This is a genomic window from Pseudoalteromonas sp., assembly GCF_018402495.1.
In the GTDB taxonomy this organism is placed as follows: Bacteria; Pseudomonadota; Gammaproteobacteria; order Enterobacterales; family Alteromonadaceae; genus Pseudoalteromonas.
In genome coordinates, this window is sequence record NZ_JAGYIU010000001.1 from 241,452 (window position 1) to 262,347 (window position 20,896).

Genomic DNA, 20,896 nt, shown 5'->3' on the forward strand with positions numbered 1-20,896 from the left:
CTCTCCTAAATTAGTTGACCATTACAAGGGAGCTTGCAGCAGCTCTCCCTGCTATTTCAGTAAAGGCCGCAGAGAGGTTAGAAGCTTGGCAGGAGTTCTTAACCTTTAAAAAGCAATTAGTTGATCGAAAAACAATTGGCTTAAGGTATCTGGAGTGTACAGTTACGCCTGAGAATAACTTAGCATTCCTTGTTGTTAGTGAGGATGCTCAGTTAATTAACCAAGCAGGGCATTTATTTAAAAGAAAAAGCCTAGAGGCGTTCGAGTTAGGGATCTCCCAAAACAAATGGGACTTTACACTCGATGCTAATAAAAAGTCTACTCGTATCCCCCGAGGTGAGGAGCTTGGTCAACTTAAAGGTAAGATAAATAAATTAGATTCCAAGACACTCAAAGAAAATACTAGCCATATTAACTATTTGAATGAGAGTGGTATTAAAGATCCTACTTTAGCATATTTAGTGGTTGAACCATCTGAAGATTGGAAGAATAAACTTGATAATGCGCAAAGGCACTTTGAATTAATTGAACATGACGGTGAAGCTGAAGAGACACTGAAAAGTTCTGATAACGAGACTGAATTTGACCGCGTTATAAACGCACTACTTAATGCTATCCCTAAACAAGGTTTTATCTCTTTCCCCTCTGTAGGTGATCTGGCTCTCATCAAACGCCATGAACAAACTGTAAAAAACCTACGTCAAAATGAAAGTTGTTATTCTCCCTATTTATCGAGTTACCTATTTGATATCACGCAAGCTAATCAGTCAACAAATGATGCTCATATTGCGTCGTGGTTTAACGAGCAGTTAAACGATTCTCAGAAACTTGCCGTTAATAAGATGATGTCTGCACCAGATTTGTGTTTAGTGCAAGGCCCACCAGGGACAGGGAAAACAACTGTAATCGCAGAAGCTATTCTTCAATTAGCACGCAGGGGGGAAACCATTCTACTCGCGAGCCAGTCACACGATGCCATCGATAATGCTTTAAGTTGTATTAAAAACCGCCCTGAATTAAGGGCCATTCGACTTGCGCGCGGACAGGGGAAAATCACCGAAGAGGGAAAAGGATTTGCTGAAGATAAAGCCTTAGAGCGCTATTATTCCAGTTTGAGCACATATGTATCGCAGCAGTGGCTTGAGCCTAAAAAGCAACGCGATAAAGAGTTTACACAATTGCGGCTATGGATTGATGAAGCTGATTATGTAAGCGCTGATTTAGAGTATGTTCAAACCGAGTGCAACGACCTGCGACAGCAAAAAAGTATAGCTAAAGCGCGCTTGAGCACAGAGCAGCAAGCTTATAGAGCAGCGGTAACACATTATGAAGCATTGGCTAAACAAAAAACAGCAACAAAGAGCTCTTTACTAAGCATTGAAAGTCAAAAGTGGGAATTGGCACATGATTCATTTCTGCCAAAAGTTAGTCAAAACCTGCTTCAAGCATTGCAAAGTATGTCAATACACAATATTAGTGTAGATCCGACTTTTTTAGAGTTTAATCAATTTGATAATCAAAACTCCTGCTTATTGGTATTTAACGCGTTACTCGATACGTGGGCTAATGTTAAACGTATACTCCCAACTATCGGCACTGACTTATTACGCCTTCGTGATGCTGGGGGTGGTGCATTACAAGACAATGCTATTAGAGAAGAGTTAGCGTTACTTAAAATACGAGAAACTGAACTCGCTAATCGTATGGATGAAGATGATACCGAGGAGCTGGCTCAGCAGTGGCGTGAAGTCAGAAGGCACATCAAAAAGCTAAAAAAACAAGCCACAGGATTAGATGCTTCAACGTATAATTGTTTTGTTGATTGTACAAATATCATTAAGGTCAACGACGCTTCGAAAACGTATGCATTGTTGGCAACTCGCCTCCATGATTTAGAAGAGCTCGATAAAGAAATTAACAACGCACTAAATATAGTCGCCGATCAATTAAAGCAATGGTTAATTGAATATGATGCGATTAAAGCACCTACTAATGAACAAATAAAAGAGATAGAAGCATCGCTTTCACAGATAGAGAAAAAGTTAATTTCACAAACCCGCCGTCTTGAGTCACTTCAAGCCAGTGCTTCTAAATTAGTATCACAGCGTAATGATGATACAACACTTATCTTAAGTGATTGTTTAATAAAAGCTAAAAAAGATTATGAGGAACAAATGTATGTGGCGATGGAGGAAGATAAGCGCCAGGCACCGATGCAAAACTTTTTAAGTGATTGGAAAGAAAACTTATCGAGGGAGAATTCAGCGCAATACGACTGGGAGCATGTTAGTGAAACGTTCGTTGAAAATTGTAACCTCGTTGCTATTTCGTGTAATGAGAGTGATAGAACGCTTAGAGATGCGGGCATGGAAAGCTTTGATATGGTCATTATTGATGAGGTATCTAAAGCAACCCCCGTTGAGTTATTACTCCCTTTGATGCGAGCTCGACGAGCGGTATTGGTTGGTGATCATCGTCAATTACCACCTGTTTTTCAAGAGAGCCAAGATGCGCAGGCGTTTACGGACAAAGTTGAAGAGTCTGAAGATGATGACGCCGAGACACTACTAACAAAAGCAAATTTGCAGCGCTTCGAAAAAATGGTGACAGCATCACTTTTTAAAGAGCACTTTGAGAATGCGGATGAGTCAATTAAAGAAAGACTAACCACACAATATCGTATGCACCCGCAAATTATGAGTTTTGTAAATCATTTTTATGACGGTCAACTTATATGTGGCAATAAAGATAAAGATCGTTCACACAATATTGTTTTGAAAAGCCGCGATAATAGACTTTTATCCGCAAATGATCATGTATTGTGGATTGATACATCTCTTGATTTAAAGCGAAAGCCATTTAAAGAAAGTGAGGATAGAACCAACCGTTTAGAAGCTGAGCTTATCGCTAAAACACTTGTGGAGATCAATCAACAATGTTCACAACAAGGATTTGGTAAACAAGGAAATAAAAAACAAGAGGTTGGTGTGGTGTCTTTCTATGCTGCACAGTGTCGCGTTATTCGAGAGGCAATTAAAAGGCATAACCATGGTAAGGTTCAGTTTAATGCTATCCATCTTGAGATCAATACGGTTATAAGGTATCAAGGCAAGGAAAAGCCCATTATTTTAATGAGTCTAGTACGTAATGATGGTGGGCCAAAAGAAAGGCGTAGATCGGCTAAGGCAAATATCGCACGATATGAATTTATTAATGTGGCGATGTCACGGGCACAAAATTTACTGATCGTCTTTGGTGCACGAAATATGCTGGAAACCAGGGACATATGGCTTCCTAATATGGACAAACCTGGGAAACAGAAGAAGCAGGTTTACCGGCAAATATTTGCTCAATTAGATCGGGAGGCAGGCATTTTTGATGCTGCTGAGTTTGCGGAACAATTTGCTCATACAACACCGTTAGGTAAAGGAGTACAACGATGATTTACGAGCATAATATACGAATAGATGTGCCTGTTTTTATTATAGAATCTAAGGTTGCCTACCAAACGGTACGCCGCCCTACGGTATTTGAAAAAAGTGTATTGCAGTTGTTTGCTAAACACGCTGAGCAACTGGGACACTATCGTCTTGAAGATATAGCAAATCAGTTAAAGGTTAACTCGGTCTTTTTTGTAGAAGCACTTAAATATTTGAGTGGATTTAGGGCTGTGGAATTTTTATATGGCTACACAATATCAGATGGTGCGGCATTAACATGCAATAGTATTGTAATTACCGCTGAGGGACGAGAATTTCTCGAAAAAAACGCATTGCCGAGTAAAAGCAAAAATACAACGGAAACGGCGTACTATCATCCTTTTTCCGGTAAGCTAATTGGAAAAAACCAAATAAAAACGGATTCCTACTCAGATGTGAAGTGTCTTCCTAGTGAAGAGATGGACGTTACGCTTTCTGCGGTAAAGCCGCTGGTGGATGAGAAGCTGCATCAACAATGGGAAAAAAAGCCGAATGAACGAATTAAAAGCATAGAATCTGCATTTCGTGGTGCGCTTCGTGATAGAAAAACTTTTAAAATAGATATTACTCATAATGGCAACATAGAAATCATCGCTAATGATAATGATTTTTCAATGTGGCTTGACGCGGCTGATGCGGAATATCTGTGGCAGTTTTTGGTCTCTCCTACTTTTACCACAGAGTCTAGTAACCCACCTTTTAGGGTGGACTGGAGCCAAGTACGCGATTTAGCACCTATTAAGAAAACAAGCGATTTAATTGTAAAGCAAAAGCCTTATTATCTTTTTTCTTTAGTAAACACGATTAAAACTGATGACGTACTTATTGTTTTAGATCCAAGTGAAGAAACGTCATTGGTCGATAAGGTCTTAACGCTCAAAGAGTCTCCAGTTGAATTGGATAGTGGTGTTGATGCACTAATAAAAACTAAATCTAAAGAAGGGAGTGTTTTAAAGCGTGGGCTCTGCGAGGTTTCTTATCGTGGTCAGCCGCGGCTTGTTGACCTGGCCTTACTGGTTGAGTCGAATGAAAAAATAAATGAGTTAGAACACTTTTTGCTAACAAGCAATGATATTAACATTATTATTTTTTCTGCCGTTATCGGTGTTCAGCAAGCCATTGAGCGCTTACCTAGTGTATATATGCCACAGGTAGTCGAGTACTACGAAAAAATGAAAAAACTTAATACTGAAGTATCTCCTCATCACTTTAGAAAGAAAGTTAAGCTATTGATAAATAAAGAAGAAGTAGTGAGTTATGCCCAGTTATTTAATGAGCAAAATATACAGTTAGATGCATTGACACCTGAGTGTGCGGTTACGCTTATCAACAACGCTATTATAAAACGTGAACCTACATCTAGTTTATCTATTTCTAAGACTCTTGCAGAGTTGGCTGATGTGTACGCGTCACTTAGAAATAAAACAGGGCAGGATTTATTAAGCTTAAATAACTTTGACTTGTTAAAGCTTAATGTTGCACGCTATAAGCTCTTACATAGTCTTCACGATCACGTTAATGTGTTTCGCGAAAGTCTTAACCCTTCTATTTTTAGCTGCTCAGATTTAGCGGTATTAGAAGATAAGCTAACAAAAGCCCTTGCCCACTTTAGTATCCAATATGAAGACCCTCAGAAAATTAATAAGCGTATTATTATTATTGATACGAACTGCCTCATGCATAGCCTTCATCTCCTCGATAAAATTAAACCCTCAGACGAGCTCAAAATCCCTGTCACAGTAACACACGAGCTTGATAGGTTAAAAAATGACAAAAATGAAGAGGGTGAGTGGACTGATACAGCTAAGCGCGCCAGAGCAGCAATTAATCGATTAAATGAACTGAATAGTTATGAGCCTTCTCATATCGAGCTGGTGGAGAAAATGGATAGATCTTCATTAGACTCACCAGATATTCATATTCTCTCGGTGGCTGTTTATTTTAGATTGTGCAATTCATTACTGCTCACCGATGATAAAAATTTAAGAAATATGGCTAATGCAGAAGGCATAGTAAATAAGTCGACACAGGAATACCTAACGAGCTCGGCAGGTAAAAAATCGAAGAAAAGGAAGAGAAAATGAGCCAAATACATTATGCACGTTATAGGTTAGAGCGTGAGCAGCGCCAAAGAGTAGCCAAGGAACGGGTCCGTAATACCACACATTCATTTATCGAGCGTTACCATAGTGAGTTAGCAAGTATACATCAGCAAGGTTTAGCTGAGTATGTACAGGAACGTTATAACAGTTGTTTATCCTTGCTTAGGCAAATAGAAGCAGAGCTTGCTCATGATCCATTTAGTGCTAGAGAAAGATCTAAATCGTTGGGTAATGACATTTTTGCTCTGCGTAATGTAGCGCGACGTATTAAAGTACAAGTTGAAGAGGCACAGTATCAGCAACACCGAGATGAGCTTGAGGCAAAAGCCAACGCAGTAAAAGAAAGAAAAGCACATATAAGTAATGCGTGGTCAGAAGAGCTACGTAATTGGACTGATAAATTATCACTGAATTTAATGCTAAAAGAAGTTAAAGAACTTGATCAGCAAGTGTTCGCGGAGCAATCATCAGTAACACTTCAGAATTTATTAGATAAATTTAAGCAGCTTAAAACCAGAGGGTTAGCAAAAGCGGCGGAGCATCGAGCTATCATCGAAAAGCAAACACAGCACACGACTAATTGTGATGTCGTCCAAGCTGTAGTCGACATTGTTTCACCAAGCTTGCCAGCTGATGAGTCTAAAAAATTGACTGAACAAGCAAACACAATTATTTCTGCGAATTCTAAAGATGCAAGTGAGCAGCTTAAAGAAATAGATCATTTATCAGATAGAGCAGATAAAATAATCGAAAATGAAGCGGTGAGAAAAGAAACGGTAAAAGCCATTTTTACCACGCTAAAGAGCACTGGTTTCACAGTACAAAAACCGAAAGTGGTGGAAACGAAAGCTGGCGTTAGCGAGGTCGTTATTGCTGCAAGTAGGCCTGCTGGAAACAGAGCAAGATTCAAAATACGTTTGGATGGCAGTTGCACCTATGAGTTTGATAATTATAAAGGCCAAACTTGTAAAAAGGATATTGATCAAGTTCTACCAAAGCTGAGTGAAGTATATGGAGTCGACTTATCCGATTCGCGGGTAGTGTGGAGTAACCCTGATGATGAAGATGCACAGATGAAACCCATACCATCGCAGACGATGAATAAAAAAGGGTAAGGACATGAACAAACATAAGTTGTCAGAATGGATTGAAGATCTTTCGCGCCAGGCAAAGTTACGCCGCGGAATTGTTATAAGTGGTAATATTAATAATAGTGTTTTTACTCAAGAGGGAACACAGCAACCTTTTAAGCAGGTGTTAAACACAACGTTTGAAAGGCTGGGTTTTAAGCACGTTATTCATTACTCTAGGGTAGGAGGGGTTTGCGGTATATCGCCAGAAGATTGGAACGAATTACAGCTATCATCAGCTCCACCCTCTGAACTAGTAGAGGGCGATGATTATGACTTTGATGATGAATCAGTGGTTGATCAGCAACAAGTGCAAACAGGTCAAACAGAGCTGACACCACAGGATTTTTTTACAGTTGCTCAACGTGTAATGTTAAATCCTCATTTTCCGAAAATCGCATTTATTATCGACTGGTCCAATTTACTTTTTGGGCAGGTAAATGCACTTTCGGAGCAAGAGCGGGGATGGTTAACGCAATTACTACATAACCTACGAGACTCAGCAGATGAAATGTCGCGTGCAGAAATCGATAAAGTACAAAGTTTAATGGTTTTTGTTTGTGAGGGCGCGAACCAACTGCCACCACAGTTGACCGTAGGTAACCCTCAGTTTGCTGAGATCGTTGTTCCGCTACCAAACCGTGCTGAACGCCAACAAGCGATACTAGGTCTTTCTCCTATCTTTAACCTTGAAGGATCCTTAACAGTAGGATCTCGTTTATTAGAAGATTTTGTTGATTTGACGGATTCGTTAACACTGCGTGAGATAAACCAACTCGCTCGGCTTTCACGCCATCAACAAGAAGCTTTATCCTTAGAGGCGCTAGTCTCGTTATATCGTTACGGTAAAAAGGAATCGCCGTGGGAGCAATTAAACTACGACAAGTTAAAAGATGTTGAGAGTACCTTAAATCAGCGAGTAAAAGGACAAGAAGAAGCCATAAAATTAGTTAGAAAAGTGCTTGTTAGAGCGTTTACAGGTTTATCAGGTCTACAGCACTCGGCAAAATCTAGAATGCCAAAAGGGGCGCTTTTTTTTGTTGGCCCAACAGGTGTGGGCAAAACGGAACTAGCAAAATCATTAGCCAGTTTTTTATTTGGTGATGAAGATGCCTGTATGCGTTTTGATATGTCTGAATTTAACCATGAACATGCAGATCAGCGTTTGGTAGGTGCTCCGCCTGGATATGTTGGTTATGAAGAAGGTGGCCAGCTAACTAACGCTGTCAAAAAAAGGCCGTTTTCATTGTTATTATTTGATGAAATTGAAAAAGCCCACCCGCGTATTTTAGATAAATTTTTACAAATTCTAGAAGATGGCCGTCTTACTGATGGCAAAGGCGAGACCGTTAACTTTTCTGACACCTTCATTGTCTTTACTTCGAATATTGGTGCGAGTGAAATTGAACCCGGTGAGCAAGCGCTCGAGCAGTTCAAAAGTCACGTTACAAAGCACTTTGTGCAAGAACTTAAGCGCCCAGAGCTGCTGGGCAGAATAGGAGAAGCAAATATAGTGCCTTTCAATTTTATGACGGATTTAGATGTTCTGGTTGCAATCGCGAAGGCAAAGTTAGAGCCTCTAAAAATACGTTTAAAAGAAAAGTGGGGCATATCGGATCTTATTTTTGATAATGAAAGCAAAGCCCTCACCACAATTGTCGCGCAAGTTGATAAAACGGCAGGTGGGCGAGGCGTGCTTAACGCGATGGTGTCGGCTCTGTTTGACCCTTTAGCTGAGTTTCTATTTGAAAATATTTCGGATTTTTCGGGCTTTAATGGCCGGCCAATCAGAGTAGTACAAGCAGGTAAAACCTTTGGTTTTGAGGTGGACTAATGGCGTGGTTAAACGTAGCTGCAATCGTAGATGATACTGATGCAGAAGGGCCTGGTACCCGCACCGCTATTTGGGTGCAAGGGTGTTTAAAGCGGTGCCCATCGTGTTGTAATCCTGATTTTTTAAAGCTTGAACCGGCTAGTGTAATTGCAGTCGAACAATTGAAAAAGCAAATTGAGTCAAACAAAGAGCACTTTGGCATCGAGGGGATAACTTTGCTAGGCGGTGAGCCTGTGCTCCAAGCGCCAGGGTTATCGGAGCTTGCAGAGTTTGCACAGTGTATAGGCTTATCAGTGATGTTGTTTACAGGGTATAAACTTGAGGAATTAAAAGAGCAGCAATTTAGTGGTATAGATAAGTTATTACAATACGTGGATATTGTGGTTGATGGAGAGTTTGAGCTTGATGATATTGAGCAAAACCGAAACTGGGTTGGCTCTGAGAATCAACAGTTTCATTATTTAAGCCAGAGGTATAATAGTGCTATTGAACCTATTAAAGAGGGGGTAATTATTGAGTGGCGTATAGATCCCGATGGGCTCGTTTCAGCAAATGGGATACCGTTTGTTGTTAAAGTTTGAACTAAGAACGTCAGTTTTTTAATGAGTTCGAGCCAGCCTAAGATGCGCAGCACTGGCTAATAATAGGGCCTATATCTATTATTAAGCTAGTATTATTTCACTACGTGTAGGTTCGAATAAACTGATAGTTATTATCTAATATTCGCAGATAAAAAAGGCAGTATTTGCACTGCCTGAAATGGTAATAGCACTTTTTATGTACCTTGCTCTAAGTTGCAAAGTAGGTAAAGCTGGGGAGGTTTTCAATGTCATAGTTGCAATAGGGTTAGCGCCTAAATTTATTTCTTGCAGCTTGTCGCAATGATTTAGCTCTAAAGTTTTACTGCTGATTTTATTTCTATAAAAAGAAATACGCTCAATCGATTTTGGGAACTTAATATTGGATAGATCAGTGATATGGTTTTTATATGCCAATAAAGATTTCAAATTATGTAACGAATTAATTGAGTTTGGCAGCCCCGTTAAAGAACATGCTGATATATTGAGGCTCAACAGTGCTTTTGCTGTAGCTAATTCGTTGAAATCTAGGTGCGGGTTTCCTCGAAGATCAAGCTTTTCTAGATGGATGAGCGATGAAAAGTCTGGCAAAAATGATAACCCGTTAAAGCGTGCGTTTATTTTTTTTAAGTACCTTAGCTGAGAAATATTATGCCATAGTTCTAGCATCTGTTTTGTAGGTAAGTTGTTAGTGAGCCCTCTTGGGTATGACTGATTATCAGTTAGATCAATTGTCACAATTTGATTATTTTTAACACCCACATAAACAGGGAAGCTAAGCAGCTTACATATGTGCTGATAAACTTTCTTCTCGTTGCTACTCACAAGGTTAATATTGTTTACCAATGACATATCTTTTTTATCATCAGTCCCATTATTTGGTAAATAAAACGCATGCCATTTTATAGTTTGGTGTAGATCAGGTGCTATGTCTGCACCGCTCACCCAGCCTACGTTGACTTCTTTCAGATTAGATTGCGTTAGTATTAGTTTTATGGCTTCATAAGAAGCGGGGCTTTCCTCTTTTGATGGAGGAAGTATCATAAAATCACCAACGATAAGTAAATAGTCAGGCCCATTTTGATTTCGTAAGTGCTCCTCTAGCCCGTCTGGCAAACGTTCATCAGAGCATATCGAAAACACCAGAAAACCCTGTATGTGTTTCTCAAACTGCAGCGCCACTTTTTCGCATGTGTGCCCACCAAATATGTTATTCACGTTCTACATCCCGTTTAATTTTATTAAGTACAATAAAATAAGACATTAATAATTCATCAGATAAAAAGGGGTCCCTGAAACTTTGAAGGATCATGGCTACATGCTCTAATATCGTAGGATACTTTTCATATAGAATGTCGGCGCATTTCTTTGGTGAGCGCGTATACACCCCTTCTTTTAGTTTTAACAGGCCTGCGATACGCAAAATTGCCTTAGACAAATGAGGGATGCGTTTATTTTGAATTTCTTTATTAGAGGTTTGAATTACTGAGCTCAACTTTGACTCAGCTTCATGTAGAATAAAACGTATAATTTTATGCTGCTGCTCCATATAGAGCGCGGTAGAGGCAGATAAATCTTTTCCATGCAATAACCTACCTGTTTTTGTCACTAATAAAGTATTAAATAATAACTCAGGACTTTCTTCACAACAGTGGATGACTTTAATATCAAGGTAGGGAGTTAAAGGAGTAACCTTATTTGCATGGTTTGTTATATCGGTTGCTATTGATCTTATTCTATTTATTTCGCCATTCACGAACAATAAAAAATCGATATCAATAGGCTGAGCTAAATTCGGCTCTATGGGCAATAGTGATGAACCTCTAACATAGAGAGAAACATTGTTTGAACTAGCGCGCCAAAGCTTATCAATAAATGGGGTTAACGCTGCTTTCGATGAATCAAAAAAACTAATCATCGTTTACCGACGCAAGCAAAAGATCACAAATTATTTTAATATCGCTTTTTCTTAGCTCGCTGAAAGTTAAGCCGACCTCTGTGATAGAGAATGGCTGGTCGGCTCTCAGTTCTGGGTGTCGGGTAACCGTTCTATCGACTAAGTCTGAGATAGAATGGAAGCATCTCGGCGTATGTACGCCAATAGCTATATGTATAGAGTGTTTCTCCGTCTTTACAGAATGTGTTCGCCCTGGTGGCAGATACAATATTTCGTTTTCATTGAGTATTAACCTACGTGACGATACCTCTGCGGTATCATTGAGAATTGTGACTGCCTTATGCGGGTAAAGCTGAGACTGCTCCTTGCCTAGAAACCACTCTTTTTGACCGTACAGTTGAACTGCAAATATATGATGAGGATCGAAATGAATAGGGATCCCGTTGCTAGGACCAAATGAGAAATAGCCGTTTAGCGTTATCCTAGATGAAAAAAGCGTTGCTAGTAAGCTATCCCAAAGCGCGAACTCTGGTAAAAGTGAAGCAAGGTTTTCCACTTTAATTGTATTTGGCTTACAAGCAAGGCGAGCCACTTTTTTAGGATCGATCGTTTCATCTAAACCATGTTCGCTCGACTTTGTGTATAAGAGTGGACTTAATGCGCCTCCTTCACTTAATACTCTAACTTGTGGGTATTTTAATCGGGGTAACTCTAATATTTTAGCCAATAAATTAGAGGGGGCGTTTATCGTTAAAGCTGATGGAATATTTGCTATATGCAAATATTCTTTACCCCAGTAACCTTGAAAGAACTCGCGTGTATCTTCTTGAAAAAGAAATTCTTTAAATTTCATGACATATAATACTTTTCAGTGCATGTGAGCACCTAGGATCGCCCAAGTTAGGAAACTTTGCTCTACTTGATGCGCCAGGGCAGCCACCATGGCATAACTCCCAAGCTGGGCATGTATGGCAGATCGCTTCTAGTCTGGGTTGGATGGTCAGAGTACTCAATCTATTTAAAATTTCACCTGCCGTATCCACTTTAAAATCGCCAGTGATGCTCTCCTCCATACAAGCGCATGGGTATACTGTACCATTGGGGTTTATATAAAGTTTAGACCTCCCTGTGCCACAGTTTTGTGCCGACAAGTTCGCGTACTTAGCCGGTGTAGTGATGCTGGTTGCGTTGCAGATAGCTGATTCAGAAAACATCGATGCTATTCTTAAGCGCTGAGAACTTAAAGCGGCTGACTTCATTTTAGAAACAAACTCGTTCCATACTTGTGTAGTTACGTCATCTGCATCATCAGCCCTTCCAGAGCCGACGACGCGCTTAACGTTCCAGTAAAGAAAGTTCACATTGTATAAGGCTTCATCAAGCTTATGCATAGCGCTTAAGTTGTGTTTTGTAGCAGTAGAAGCAACAGTTACATTGATACCTAGCTGAGATAGTTTGTTGATATTAATAAGTGTTTTTTTAAAGGTGCCTTCGCCTCTAATACGATTGTGGGTTTCTTCGTCACCATCTAAAGAAATTTGTATAGAGACATTTTTAAAATCAATGACTCTCTTTAGTTGACTAAGTCTTAAACCATTTGTATTGACGACCACCTTTTTAAAGTTTTTAGCACTTTTTTCAACAATTTCATAAAATGAAGAGTGTAGAGTAGGCTCACCCCCACTAATTAACATGACAGATTCTTTTTTTATAAGGGCGAGTTCGTCAATAATCTCAAATGCTAAATTTCTGTCTATCATCTCGGTAAAATGAGGTGTGGAAGAGCGTATGCAATGGCTGCAAGAGAGGTTACATTTTCGGGTGAGGAGAAGGTATGTTTGCTCAAGCTGAAACCTTCCATGTTGTGTATTCAATACATGTCCTTATGAATTATAAATTTTGATGTAGCTTTTAACTGCAATGGTGGCGATAACTATACGTATTTCGCTAATTATCGCTTTGGAGTAGTTAATAATTACCGTGTTAAATCAATCCCACTCATACCAACTACCGAAACTATCAGCCAAGTCTGCTTTTACAGGTTCATTTGAAGCTGAAGCTTCTTTATTTATTTCTCTTTCTAAAGCTGAAGCAAAATCTGGTTTAAATTCATAGTTTGAATGTTGAATAATAGTTTTTTGCGTAGAGTTATTTTCCATATTACCACCCACCTGTATTTTTATTTAGGAATTGAGAATACTGTTGAAGGATGAAAATTTCAAGCCTTGCTTGCATTTATTACGTGGTCTGGGCAGAAAAACTATTGATTGTCTCCCTTAGTTTGAAGTCTTTTTCTGGCTCGAGCTTTGCTGTACTTCATCAATGCGAACGTACTCGTCTTCCCATTGCCGGTTTAAAAGCCAGTTATGTGGCATAGGGGTCTTAGTCCGCTCTTGATACTGCAATCGGTTGTCTCGTTGCTCTTTCCAGCGTGTGTAGTGGTACAGTGATTTTGGCCACCCATTAAGAAAGAAATGTTATGCTAATAAGCATACAAATTTGGGTGAAAAAATGACGAAATTAAAACGCGCAACGTATTCTGCGGCAATCAAATTAGAAACAGCTCAGCTTGTAGTCGACCAAGGTTATACGCAAGAAGATGCAGCCAAGGCTATGGGTGTTGGTAAATCAACCGTAAGTAAGTGGGTTACTCAATTAAAACAAGAGCGTAATGGTCAGTCACCATCGGCTTCACCAATGACGCCCGAACAAATTGAAATTCGTGAACTTAAAAAGCAAATCCAACGCATTGAATTAGAAAAGGACATATTAAAAAAGGCTACCGCTCTCTTGATGTCCGACTCCCTGAACAATTCTCGTTAATCGAGAAGTTAAATCAACGAGAGCATTATCCAATTAGCGTGCTGTGTAGCGTATTCGATGTGCATCGCAGCAGCTATAAATATTGGGCTATACGCGATACAACGCCGACACCTGAGCAAGTAAGGTTAGAGGCTGAAGTTAAAGCAATACATAGAATGAGTGGAGGCTCAGCAGGTGCAAGGACAATTGCTACAATAGCGACAAACAATGATTTTGAATTGAGCCGTTATCGCGCCGCTAAGCTAATGGTTAAGTTAAAGCTTGAAAGTTGCCAAGTTCCTCAACATTCATATAAGCGCGGTGGTAATGAACACCTTGAAATTCCAAACCTGCTTGATAGGCAGTTTGATGTTATTGAACCGAATACTGTGTGGTGCGGTGATGTAACGTATATTTGGACAGGCAATCGCTGGGCTTATTTAGCGGTCGTTATTGATTTATTTGCGCGTAAAGTGGTTGGTTGGGCAATGTCGTTGTCGCCAGATACTAATTTAACACTAAAGGCGCTTGAACTCGCGTATGAAAGTAGAGGTAAGCCAAGTGGATTGATGTTTCATTCAGACCAAGGAAGCCATTATACAAGCTTGAAGTACCGCCAACGTTTATGGCGCTATAAAATTACACAAAGTATGAGTCGACGTGGAAATTGTTGGGATAATGCGCCTATGGAGCGATTTTTTAGAAGCTTTAAAACGGAATGGATGCCAAAGGTTGGATATGAAAACTTTAAAGAAGCTAAATATAGTGTAAGCGATTACATAAATGGATATTACAATAATGTTAGGCCGCATCATTATAATGCTGGTTTAGCGCCAAATGAATCTGAGGTTAGATACCAAGATTCTAAAATTGTGGCCAAAATTAGTTGACCACTACACTGTTTAGTGTTGACCATTTGATGTCTGAGCTTTTATCTAGTTCAAGTTTCCCTGTAGCGAATGTGAACACATTGGTATTTAAACTACTAAACTCTTTGTCAATAGAGGAGAGAAAAAGAAGCATTAAGTTAAACTTGTTTACAGGCATACCTATTTCAATTTTATATAATGATATAATAGAGCTAAGTCGCTCGCCAGACCCAAATGACACATTTTTAGTGTTTAAATTCATGGATAAGTACGGTGAAACGATCGATGCAGCAGGGTCTCCATTGAGTTTCTTAACAGCTATAGTGAGAAATGTGACTGCCGTAGCGTATATTGATGGATCTTTTCTGGCGGGAGGTAGGGCTTGCAACCCACGTTATGATGGTTATGCTGAACACGTTTTTAATTATTGTTGTCGTTCAGCTATGAGGGTAGTTTCAGGTGTTACAGCGGAGCAAAAATTCGCGAAGTTGATTTACAGCGTTATTGATACGCCAAGCCAAGTAAGCAAATACGTTCAGTTGATATCGGTGCTTGCTTCAAACTTTGCTTCGGGACACTTTCTGGATTTTGATGCATGTAATGAAGCTTTGGCCTCTTGCCAGAAAAACGCTACGATGCAGGAAGATAACTAAACTCGCTGGCTAAAGGTTAATCTATATCATAGAGTCAAAATAATTTTCTGATCGCATTAGTACCATTGCACTGATGCGATTTTATCCAAAACGAATTAGTTGAACGTCCGCTATTTTAGTTCTATTAGTTGTGTAAATGTGTAGCTGAATGACTCTTTATGGCACATTGCAGCTAATGAAACTAGTCAGTATTCTTGTGGGGTTGGTTTTAAAGAGCTCGTATATGGTAACTTTATGCCATAATAAACTTCAATTTTATGCCAACTTATACTTCACTTGCAGTGCTGTAGGTCAATAAAGTCGAATGTGGTTATGTCAGCTTATACTTCAAACAACATTGGGTGTATTAAAATTCCATTTTTCAATATTTCTTATTTCTGTTATTTGTAAACTAATTCTAGATCATACCCACTTAGCTAAATTTTTACCTTTATAGACAATAGCTAATGAGTGAGCAATAATTAAAACTCGTGATTATACTTTACGCCGCAGGTGTTTAATAAGCTATTAAGGGTCAATATGACGTCTCAGAGGAATAAGTGGGCGCTTGCTATATTATTAGGGCTTTTAGGGGGATGCGCTAACCTTTTACCTCTGTATTTTTTTGATAGCTCTGAATTTTTATTTGGTCAGACGTTTGTAATACTCAGTTTAGTGTTTGCTGGGCTTCGTTATTCCCTCCTTAGTTTAACTATTGTCACTGGTTTTTTATTTTATCGCTGGGGGCATAGCTGGACCAGTATTGTTTATGTGCTTGAGCTGTTTTGGCTTTATACCTTTTGCTTAAAGCGTTCTAAGCCAATACTTCCTTTAGGCGCAGTGTTTTGGTTTTTAGTCGGCTTACCACTAGTGTGGGCTTTGGGTCACTTTGTTATAGGCCTGCCTTGGCTCACGCTTGTTGTGGCTGCCTCAAAATACTTTATTAATGCTATGATAGCGTTGGCTTTGGTCGACTTAGTGAGTGTGTTTGTTCCCCACGCAAGCCGGGCTTATCAAGGGCAGCCTCTGGCCCGTATATTAAGTTATGTTGTCAGTATCATTATTGTTTTGGTGGTTTTGATCACCAGTGTCTTTTTGGTTAATCAGCATTACTCGCGCTTAGAATACGGAGTAAATACGCAACTTAAAGAAAAATCACGCTCGATTAGTGCCCAGCTTAGTGACTATTTGTTGTTTCATAAAAATGCAATGGTAATAACCAGTGATGCAATGAGCGCCGGAGCACCAATACAGCAGCAGCTTGAGCGGCTAATGGTTTTATACCCTGGTTTTGCAACTAGTCTGTATGCGAGCTCCGAAGGTTATGTTGAGAAAAGTATACCCAGTGAATTGCTCAGTGGTTTAAGTCAGAGTCAGCGTTATGTTAATGATCGTCCTTATTTCGCTGAGGCTCAGCAGTTCCCGTTAGGCTACAGCAGTGGCGTTTTTCAAGGCAGAGGATTAGGCGATCAACCTATTGTTGCGCTTTCGGCTCCCATTTATAAAAATGATGAGTTTTATGGTGTAGTTGAGGGGTCGCTCAAGCTAGACCAGTTAGAGCGGTTTATTCCCAATTTATTTGAGTATAAAGGGGATTTACTTGTTCTTGATGCCGATAAAAAAGTAGTATTTAGCTCGTTAAGTCAGTTTACGGTGCTGACTGATTTTAAGCAGCTGGATCTTAGTATCCAACGTTTTAGTGGTAATCAGCTTTTTCGCTCAAACGATAACGAGGTGTACCATACAAATCAGTATGTTGACGACACTACAGGGTGGCAGGTTATATCGCTCTACAATCGTAAATATTTAAGCTTGGTGGTAGTGGCTGCTTGGTTGCCCACTATGTTGCTGGGGCTATTTTCTATTGCACTGGTGGTATTATTTATTTATAAATTCACCCATTTGCTGGTTAAACCCATCATAGAGTTAACTCATTTAATCAACAGCTTTAGTAAAACTAAAAAACACGTATTTAATACCGATTCTAGTTGGTACGAAATACTGCAATTACAGCAACAATTTGAAATGTTGGGCAATGCACTTCAGCATTCAATCAAAAGTTTGCAAGCCTCTAATGTAAAAAATGAAGACCTTAATAAACAACTTAGTCAATTTAATCAGCAACTAGCAGATAAAGTAGCAGAACAAACAACTGAGCTAACACAAGCCGTTAAACTCGCTAATAATGCAAATATCGCTAAGTCACAATTTTTAGCTAATATGAGTCACGAACTTCGTACACCTATGAATGGCATATTAGGTATGGGAGAGGTTTTGCTTCGAGATCAGTCTTTAAGTAATGAACAAAAAGAGTTGTTGCTCACGCAGCAAAAAAGCGCAAAAAATTTGCTTGATATTCTTAACGATATTTTAGATTTTTCTAAAATTGAAGCAAATGCCATGGAGCTAAATAGTAGACCCACGCAGCTAGCTCCATTTATCGAAAATATACGCTCTTTATTTACGCCGATTGTTAGTACTAAAGAGGTGGAATTTAGCATAATTCAAACCACAAATTTACCACTGTATATTAGTGTTGATGAATTACGCTTAAATCAGGTGATTATTAATTTACTCTCTAATGCGTATAAATTTACAGAGCAAGGCTTTGTGCGATTATCGTTCGATTATAACGATAATAAACTTCAGGTTAGCGTTGAAGATAGCGGTATTGGTATTGCAAAGGCACAGCAATCATTATTATTTAGTGAGTTTACTCAAGCTGATGTGGGCGTTGCTCGTAAGTATGGCGGAACAGGGCTGGGGCTGGCTATTTCTCAAAAGCTAATAAAAATGATGGACGGTGAAATTCATTTACACAGTGAAGAGGGTAAAGGTAGTACGTTCACCTTTAGTATTAGTGCGCCAGAATCAGCAGACGTTCCCTCAAAGTTACCTAAAAAAACAGCCTCGCAGCCCAGTCTTTTGGATAAACGCATACTGTTGGTAGAGGATAATGCGATTAACCGACAGGTGATTGCAAAAATGCTTGAGCCTACTAAAGTGAGTTTAACAATGGCTGAAGATGGCTTAAAGGCGCTTGAAGTCTTGAAGGGTCAGTCGTTTGATTTGATTTTAATGGATTGCCAAATGCCGAACATGGATGGCTATGAATGTACACGTGTCATTAGAACCACTGAAATTAAAACCGGCTTACGAGTACCTATAGTGGCGATCACTGCAAATGCTTATGAAGAAGATAAGCAGCGCTGTTTAATTGTTGGTATGGATGACTTTATAGCCAAACCCATTAATAGCGATGATTTATATACAGTGATTGGTAATATACTCAGTTGAGCAGCAGTTGAAGAGCATAAAGCATAGTTCAGGGTTAGTATGCTAAGTGGCCGAGGCGTGCTCGGCGACTCATATTATACTTTTTTAGTCAGCCACATACCGCCAAGTACGGAAGCAAAAAATAACCAAAACTCTGTTTTAAGTGATACCAGTTGTACAAGCCCGGGGCCCGGGCACACGCCGCTTAAGCCCCAACCTAAACCAAATAAAATAGAGCCAGTAATTAAACGCGTATCGACCTTTTTTAAATCGCTAAGGCTTAGTTTGTCGTTAAACACCGGCGTGCCTTTTTTAGTGAGCCAAAACCATGCGCCCATCATAATGGTCATTGCAACAGCCATAACAATAATTAAGCTACCGTCCCATTGCTGATTAAAAGTGAGAAAGTTAAGCACTTTATCTGGGTTGGTCATGCCACTAATAATTAGTCCCAAACCAAATACAAACCCTAAAATAAGCGTAATAATTGCGTGCATGATTTACCCTACTATATTAGCCGTGATAATGGCGATTGTCATAAACGTACAGGTTGATACCCATGAACGGGCCGAAAAGCGCGACATACCACATACGCCGTGACCACTGGTGCAGCCATTCGCTAACGTGGTCCCTGCACCGACCAAAAACCCGGCAATAATAATCATCCAAGGCGATAGGCTTAATTCACCTACTAACAGCTCAGGGGCAAATAATTGTATAAATATACCTGCTAGTAATAACCCCATCACAAAACACAGTTTCCAACGAGAAGCTGCTGCCAGTGGATTAAAAATTGATTTTATAAGCCCTGAAATTCCCGCTACTTTACCAAATAAAACCAGTAATAACGCGCAGGCTAGACCAATTAAACCACCGCCAATAGCCCCAGATAGTGGTGTGAATTCGGTTGTCATCGTTTAAATTCTCCAAGCAAGGGATACACCCAATCCTGATTGTTCCATTGAGATTGATAGTTGTTGATTAGGTGCTAAGTAGTTTGCACCTGTTACATTTTTAGAGGGTGAATAAAAAGCCATTGCGTTAAATTGCACCGCGTCACTGAGTGCATGACTAATACCTGCTGTAAAATGCCATTCTTGCACACCGGGCGCTAAAATATTAAATAAAATGTCAGATGATGGAATGGGTTGCTCGGTATAAGAAGCACCAAACCTAATTTTTTGTTGCTCAGTGCGTTGCCATTGATAACCCAGTTTATAAATACTCATATCGTGCCAACCAAAGCCTGCTCCGGCTTCAGCCCCTAGTGGCGCTGACATTAAATTAGTAATAGGGTTGGCGATACTTTTTACTTCACTGTAATTTATTTTTTGCCAATCAAACACCACTTGGTGCGATGGTAAAAACTGCCAAGCGGTACCGAGCTGAATAGAGCTTGGTAAATCAAACCCGCCTTGCTCTGCAAACAGGCCGCTGTAACGGTCAAATTCATCCATAGACACTGATGAACGGTAACTGGCGCCCCAGCTAAATGACGAATTAATAATGTGGCTGATCCCAAGTTGCATTCCAATGCCTGTGCTGGTATCAACGCCATTATTAGACAGCGCTTCTGGCGCTTGCGAAAAGGCGGCAAAATTTGCCAAACCTTGCGCTTCAAATTGTTGCACTACATAAATAGCAGATACACCCAGGCGTATTTGCTCATTTAATTGATAGCTCATGGTTGGGCTAATAAATAACTGTTTTAAGTCAACGCCAGTGGTGCCGCCATAAAATGTGCCTTGAGGGGCAGAATCAGCCACATATTCTGTGTTCATTCCGCCGTTACCGTAAACTAATAGGCCAATATTAATGCGTTCATTTAGTTGATGGCCAATAGTAAATTCGGGAATTGCAAATAAGCTGTTATCACTTTTTTTGGTGGTTGCGTCCAAATACAGTGCATTGGGAAAGTATTCATCGACCTTTGCAGCAGTGTAGTTACGCTCAGGAGCAAATAATTCTATGCCTACCGACATTTGCGTGCCATTAGCTGAAAAAGTAGCCGGGTTATTTGCACCCGACATTAATTCTTCTGATAACGCTACACCAGCACCTGCCATGCCTTTGTGAGTCATACCGTAGCCATGAGTAAAATAGCCATTCGTTGCAAATACATTAAATGTGCTTAACGCAGAGGTGAAAACAAGGCCTGAGAGTAACAGTTTTTTCATTTAAATAGGTATTATGTAGAGAAAGTTGGCGAACAATAGCTAACTTTTTATATTCCAAAAAAGAACTTTAAAAGATTATATATACTAAAAAAGCATATTGTTTGTGGATGAGGAACAAGC

General features: G+C 39.7%; 16 protein-coding genes. 8 read left to right on the forward strand and 8 right to left on the reverse strand.

Annotated features, from left to right (window positions below):
• Positions 1 to 14 precede the first annotated feature (14 nt).
• Genes KG708_RS01105 through KG708_RS01125 form a run of 5 tightly spaced genes read left to right on the forward strand, consistent with a single transcriptional unit; the run spans position 15 to position 9,126 of the window.
• Positions 15 to 3,443: an AAA domain-containing protein gene (locus KG708_RS01105; RefSeq protein ID WP_213607734.1), complete on the forward strand. Its 3,429-nt coding sequence runs from the start codon at positions 15 to 17 to the stop codon at positions 3,441 to 3,443.
• Positions 3,440 to 5,563 (forward strand): PIN domain-containing protein, encoded by a 2,124-nt coding sequence (locus KG708_RS01110; protein WP_213607735.1) that lies wholly within the window; start codon positions 3,440 to 3,442, stop codon positions 5,561 to 5,563. Before KG708_RS01105 ends, KG708_RS01110 begins: the two co-directional genes overlap by 4 nt.
• Complete coding sequence (locus KG708_RS01115) at positions 5,560 to 6,696, forward strand: hypothetical protein (protein ID WP_213607736.1); 1,137 nt, start codon at positions 5,560 to 5,562, stop codon at positions 6,694 to 6,696. The genes KG708_RS01110 and KG708_RS01115 overlap by 4 nt, the downstream gene beginning before the upstream one ends.
• A gap of 4 nt (positions 6,697 to 6,700) precedes the next feature.
• Positions 6,701 to 8,545: an AAA family ATPase gene (locus KG708_RS01120; RefSeq protein WP_213607737.1), complete on the forward strand. Its 1,845-nt coding sequence runs from the start codon at positions 6,701 to 6,703 to the stop codon at positions 8,543 to 8,545.
• Complete coding sequence (locus KG708_RS01125; RefSeq protein ID WP_213607738.1) at positions 8,545 to 9,126, forward strand: 4Fe-4S single cluster domain-containing protein; 582 nt, start codon at positions 8,545 to 8,547, stop codon at positions 9,124 to 9,126. The genes KG708_RS01120 and KG708_RS01125 overlap by 1 nt, the downstream gene beginning before the upstream one ends.
• A gap of 135 nt (positions 9,127 to 9,261) precedes the next feature.
• Here KG708_RS01125 and KG708_RS01130 read toward each other — a convergent pair whose 3' ends face one another.
• From KG708_RS01130 to KG708_RS01150, 5 genes are all read right to left on the reverse strand, one after another.
• The gene (locus KG708_RS01130; protein WP_213607739.1) at positions 9,262 to 10,341 is read right to left on the reverse strand and encodes a hypothetical protein; all 1,080 of its coding nucleotides are present in this window, start codon (positions 10,339 to 10,341) and stop codon (positions 9,262 to 9,264) included.
• Positions 10,334 to 11,041, reverse strand: coding sequence for a hypothetical protein (locus tag KG708_RS01135; protein ID WP_213607740.1), 708 nt, complete (start codon positions 11,039 to 11,041; stop codon positions 10,334 to 10,336). The genes KG708_RS01130 and KG708_RS01135 overlap by 8 nt, the downstream gene beginning before the upstream one ends.
• A complete protein-coding gene (locus KG708_RS01140; protein ID WP_213607741.1) occupies positions 11,034 to 11,873 on the reverse strand; it encodes a cupin domain-containing protein in 840 nt (279 codons plus the stop codon). The genes KG708_RS01135 and KG708_RS01140 overlap by 8 nt, the downstream gene beginning before the upstream one ends.
• A complete protein-coding gene (locus KG708_RS01145) occupies positions 11,863 to 12,894 on the reverse strand; it encodes a radical SAM protein (protein ID WP_213607742.1) in 1,032 nt (343 codons plus the stop codon). Before KG708_RS01145 ends, KG708_RS01140 begins: the two co-directional genes overlap by 11 nt.
• A 114-nt stretch (positions 12,895 to 13,008) precedes the next feature.
• Positions 13,009 to 13,179 carry a hypothetical protein gene (locus KG708_RS01150; protein WP_213607743.1) on the reverse strand — a complete coding sequence of 57 codons (171 nt, stop codon included), beginning with the start codon at positions 13,177 to 13,179 and terminating at the stop codon, positions 13,009 to 13,011.
• A 352-nt stretch (positions 13,180 to 13,531) separates the two neighbouring features.
• Here KG708_RS01150 and KG708_RS01155 point away from each other — a divergent pair.
• From KG708_RS01155 to KG708_RS01165, 3 genes are all read left to right on the forward strand, one after another.
• Positions 13,532 to 14,712 (forward strand): IS3 family transposase gene (locus tag KG708_RS01155; protein ID WP_213607688.1). Its coding sequence is split into 2 segments (ribosomal slippage): positions 13,532 to 13,790 and positions 13,790 to 14,712, totalling 1,182 coding nucleotides; the frame shifts between segments, so codons are not numbered across the junction.
• Between the two features lie 29 nt (positions 14,713 to 14,741).
• Positions 14,742 to 15,344 (forward strand): hypothetical protein, encoded by a 603-nt coding sequence (locus KG708_RS01160; protein WP_213607744.1) that lies wholly within the window; start codon positions 14,742 to 14,744, stop codon positions 15,342 to 15,344.
• Positions 15,345 to 15,863: 519 nt separating this feature from the next.
• Positions 15,864 to 18,620: a hybrid sensor histidine kinase/response regulator gene (locus KG708_RS01165; RefSeq protein WP_213607745.1), complete on the forward strand. Its 2,757-nt coding sequence runs from the start codon at positions 15,864 to 15,866 to the stop codon at positions 18,618 to 18,620.
• Positions 18,621 to 18,694: 74 nt separating this feature from the next.
• On the opposite strand, the gene KG708_RS01170 is transcribed toward KG708_RS01165, so the two are convergent.
• The 3 genes from KG708_RS01170 to KG708_RS01180 are packed head-to-tail and all read right to left on the reverse strand — an operon-like array spanning position 18,695 to position 20,776.
• Positions 18,695 to 19,096 carry a DUF6691 family protein gene (locus tag KG708_RS01170; RefSeq protein WP_013465390.1) on the reverse strand — a complete coding sequence of 134 codons (402 nt, stop codon included), beginning with the start codon at positions 19,094 to 19,096 and terminating at the stop codon, positions 18,695 to 18,697.
• Positions 19,097 to 19,099: 3 nt separating this feature from the next.
• Positions 19,100 to 19,513 (reverse strand): YeeE/YedE thiosulfate transporter family protein, encoded by a 414-nt coding sequence (locus KG708_RS01175; protein WP_213607746.1) that lies wholly within the window; start codon positions 19,511 to 19,513, stop codon positions 19,100 to 19,102.
• A 3-nt stretch (positions 19,514 to 19,516) separates the two neighbouring features.
• Entirely contained in the window at positions 19,517 to 20,776 is a 1,260-nt protein-coding gene (locus KG708_RS01180) for an outer membrane protein transport protein (RefSeq protein WP_213607747.1), read from the reverse strand.
• Positions 20,777 to 20,896: the final 120 nt, after the last annotated feature.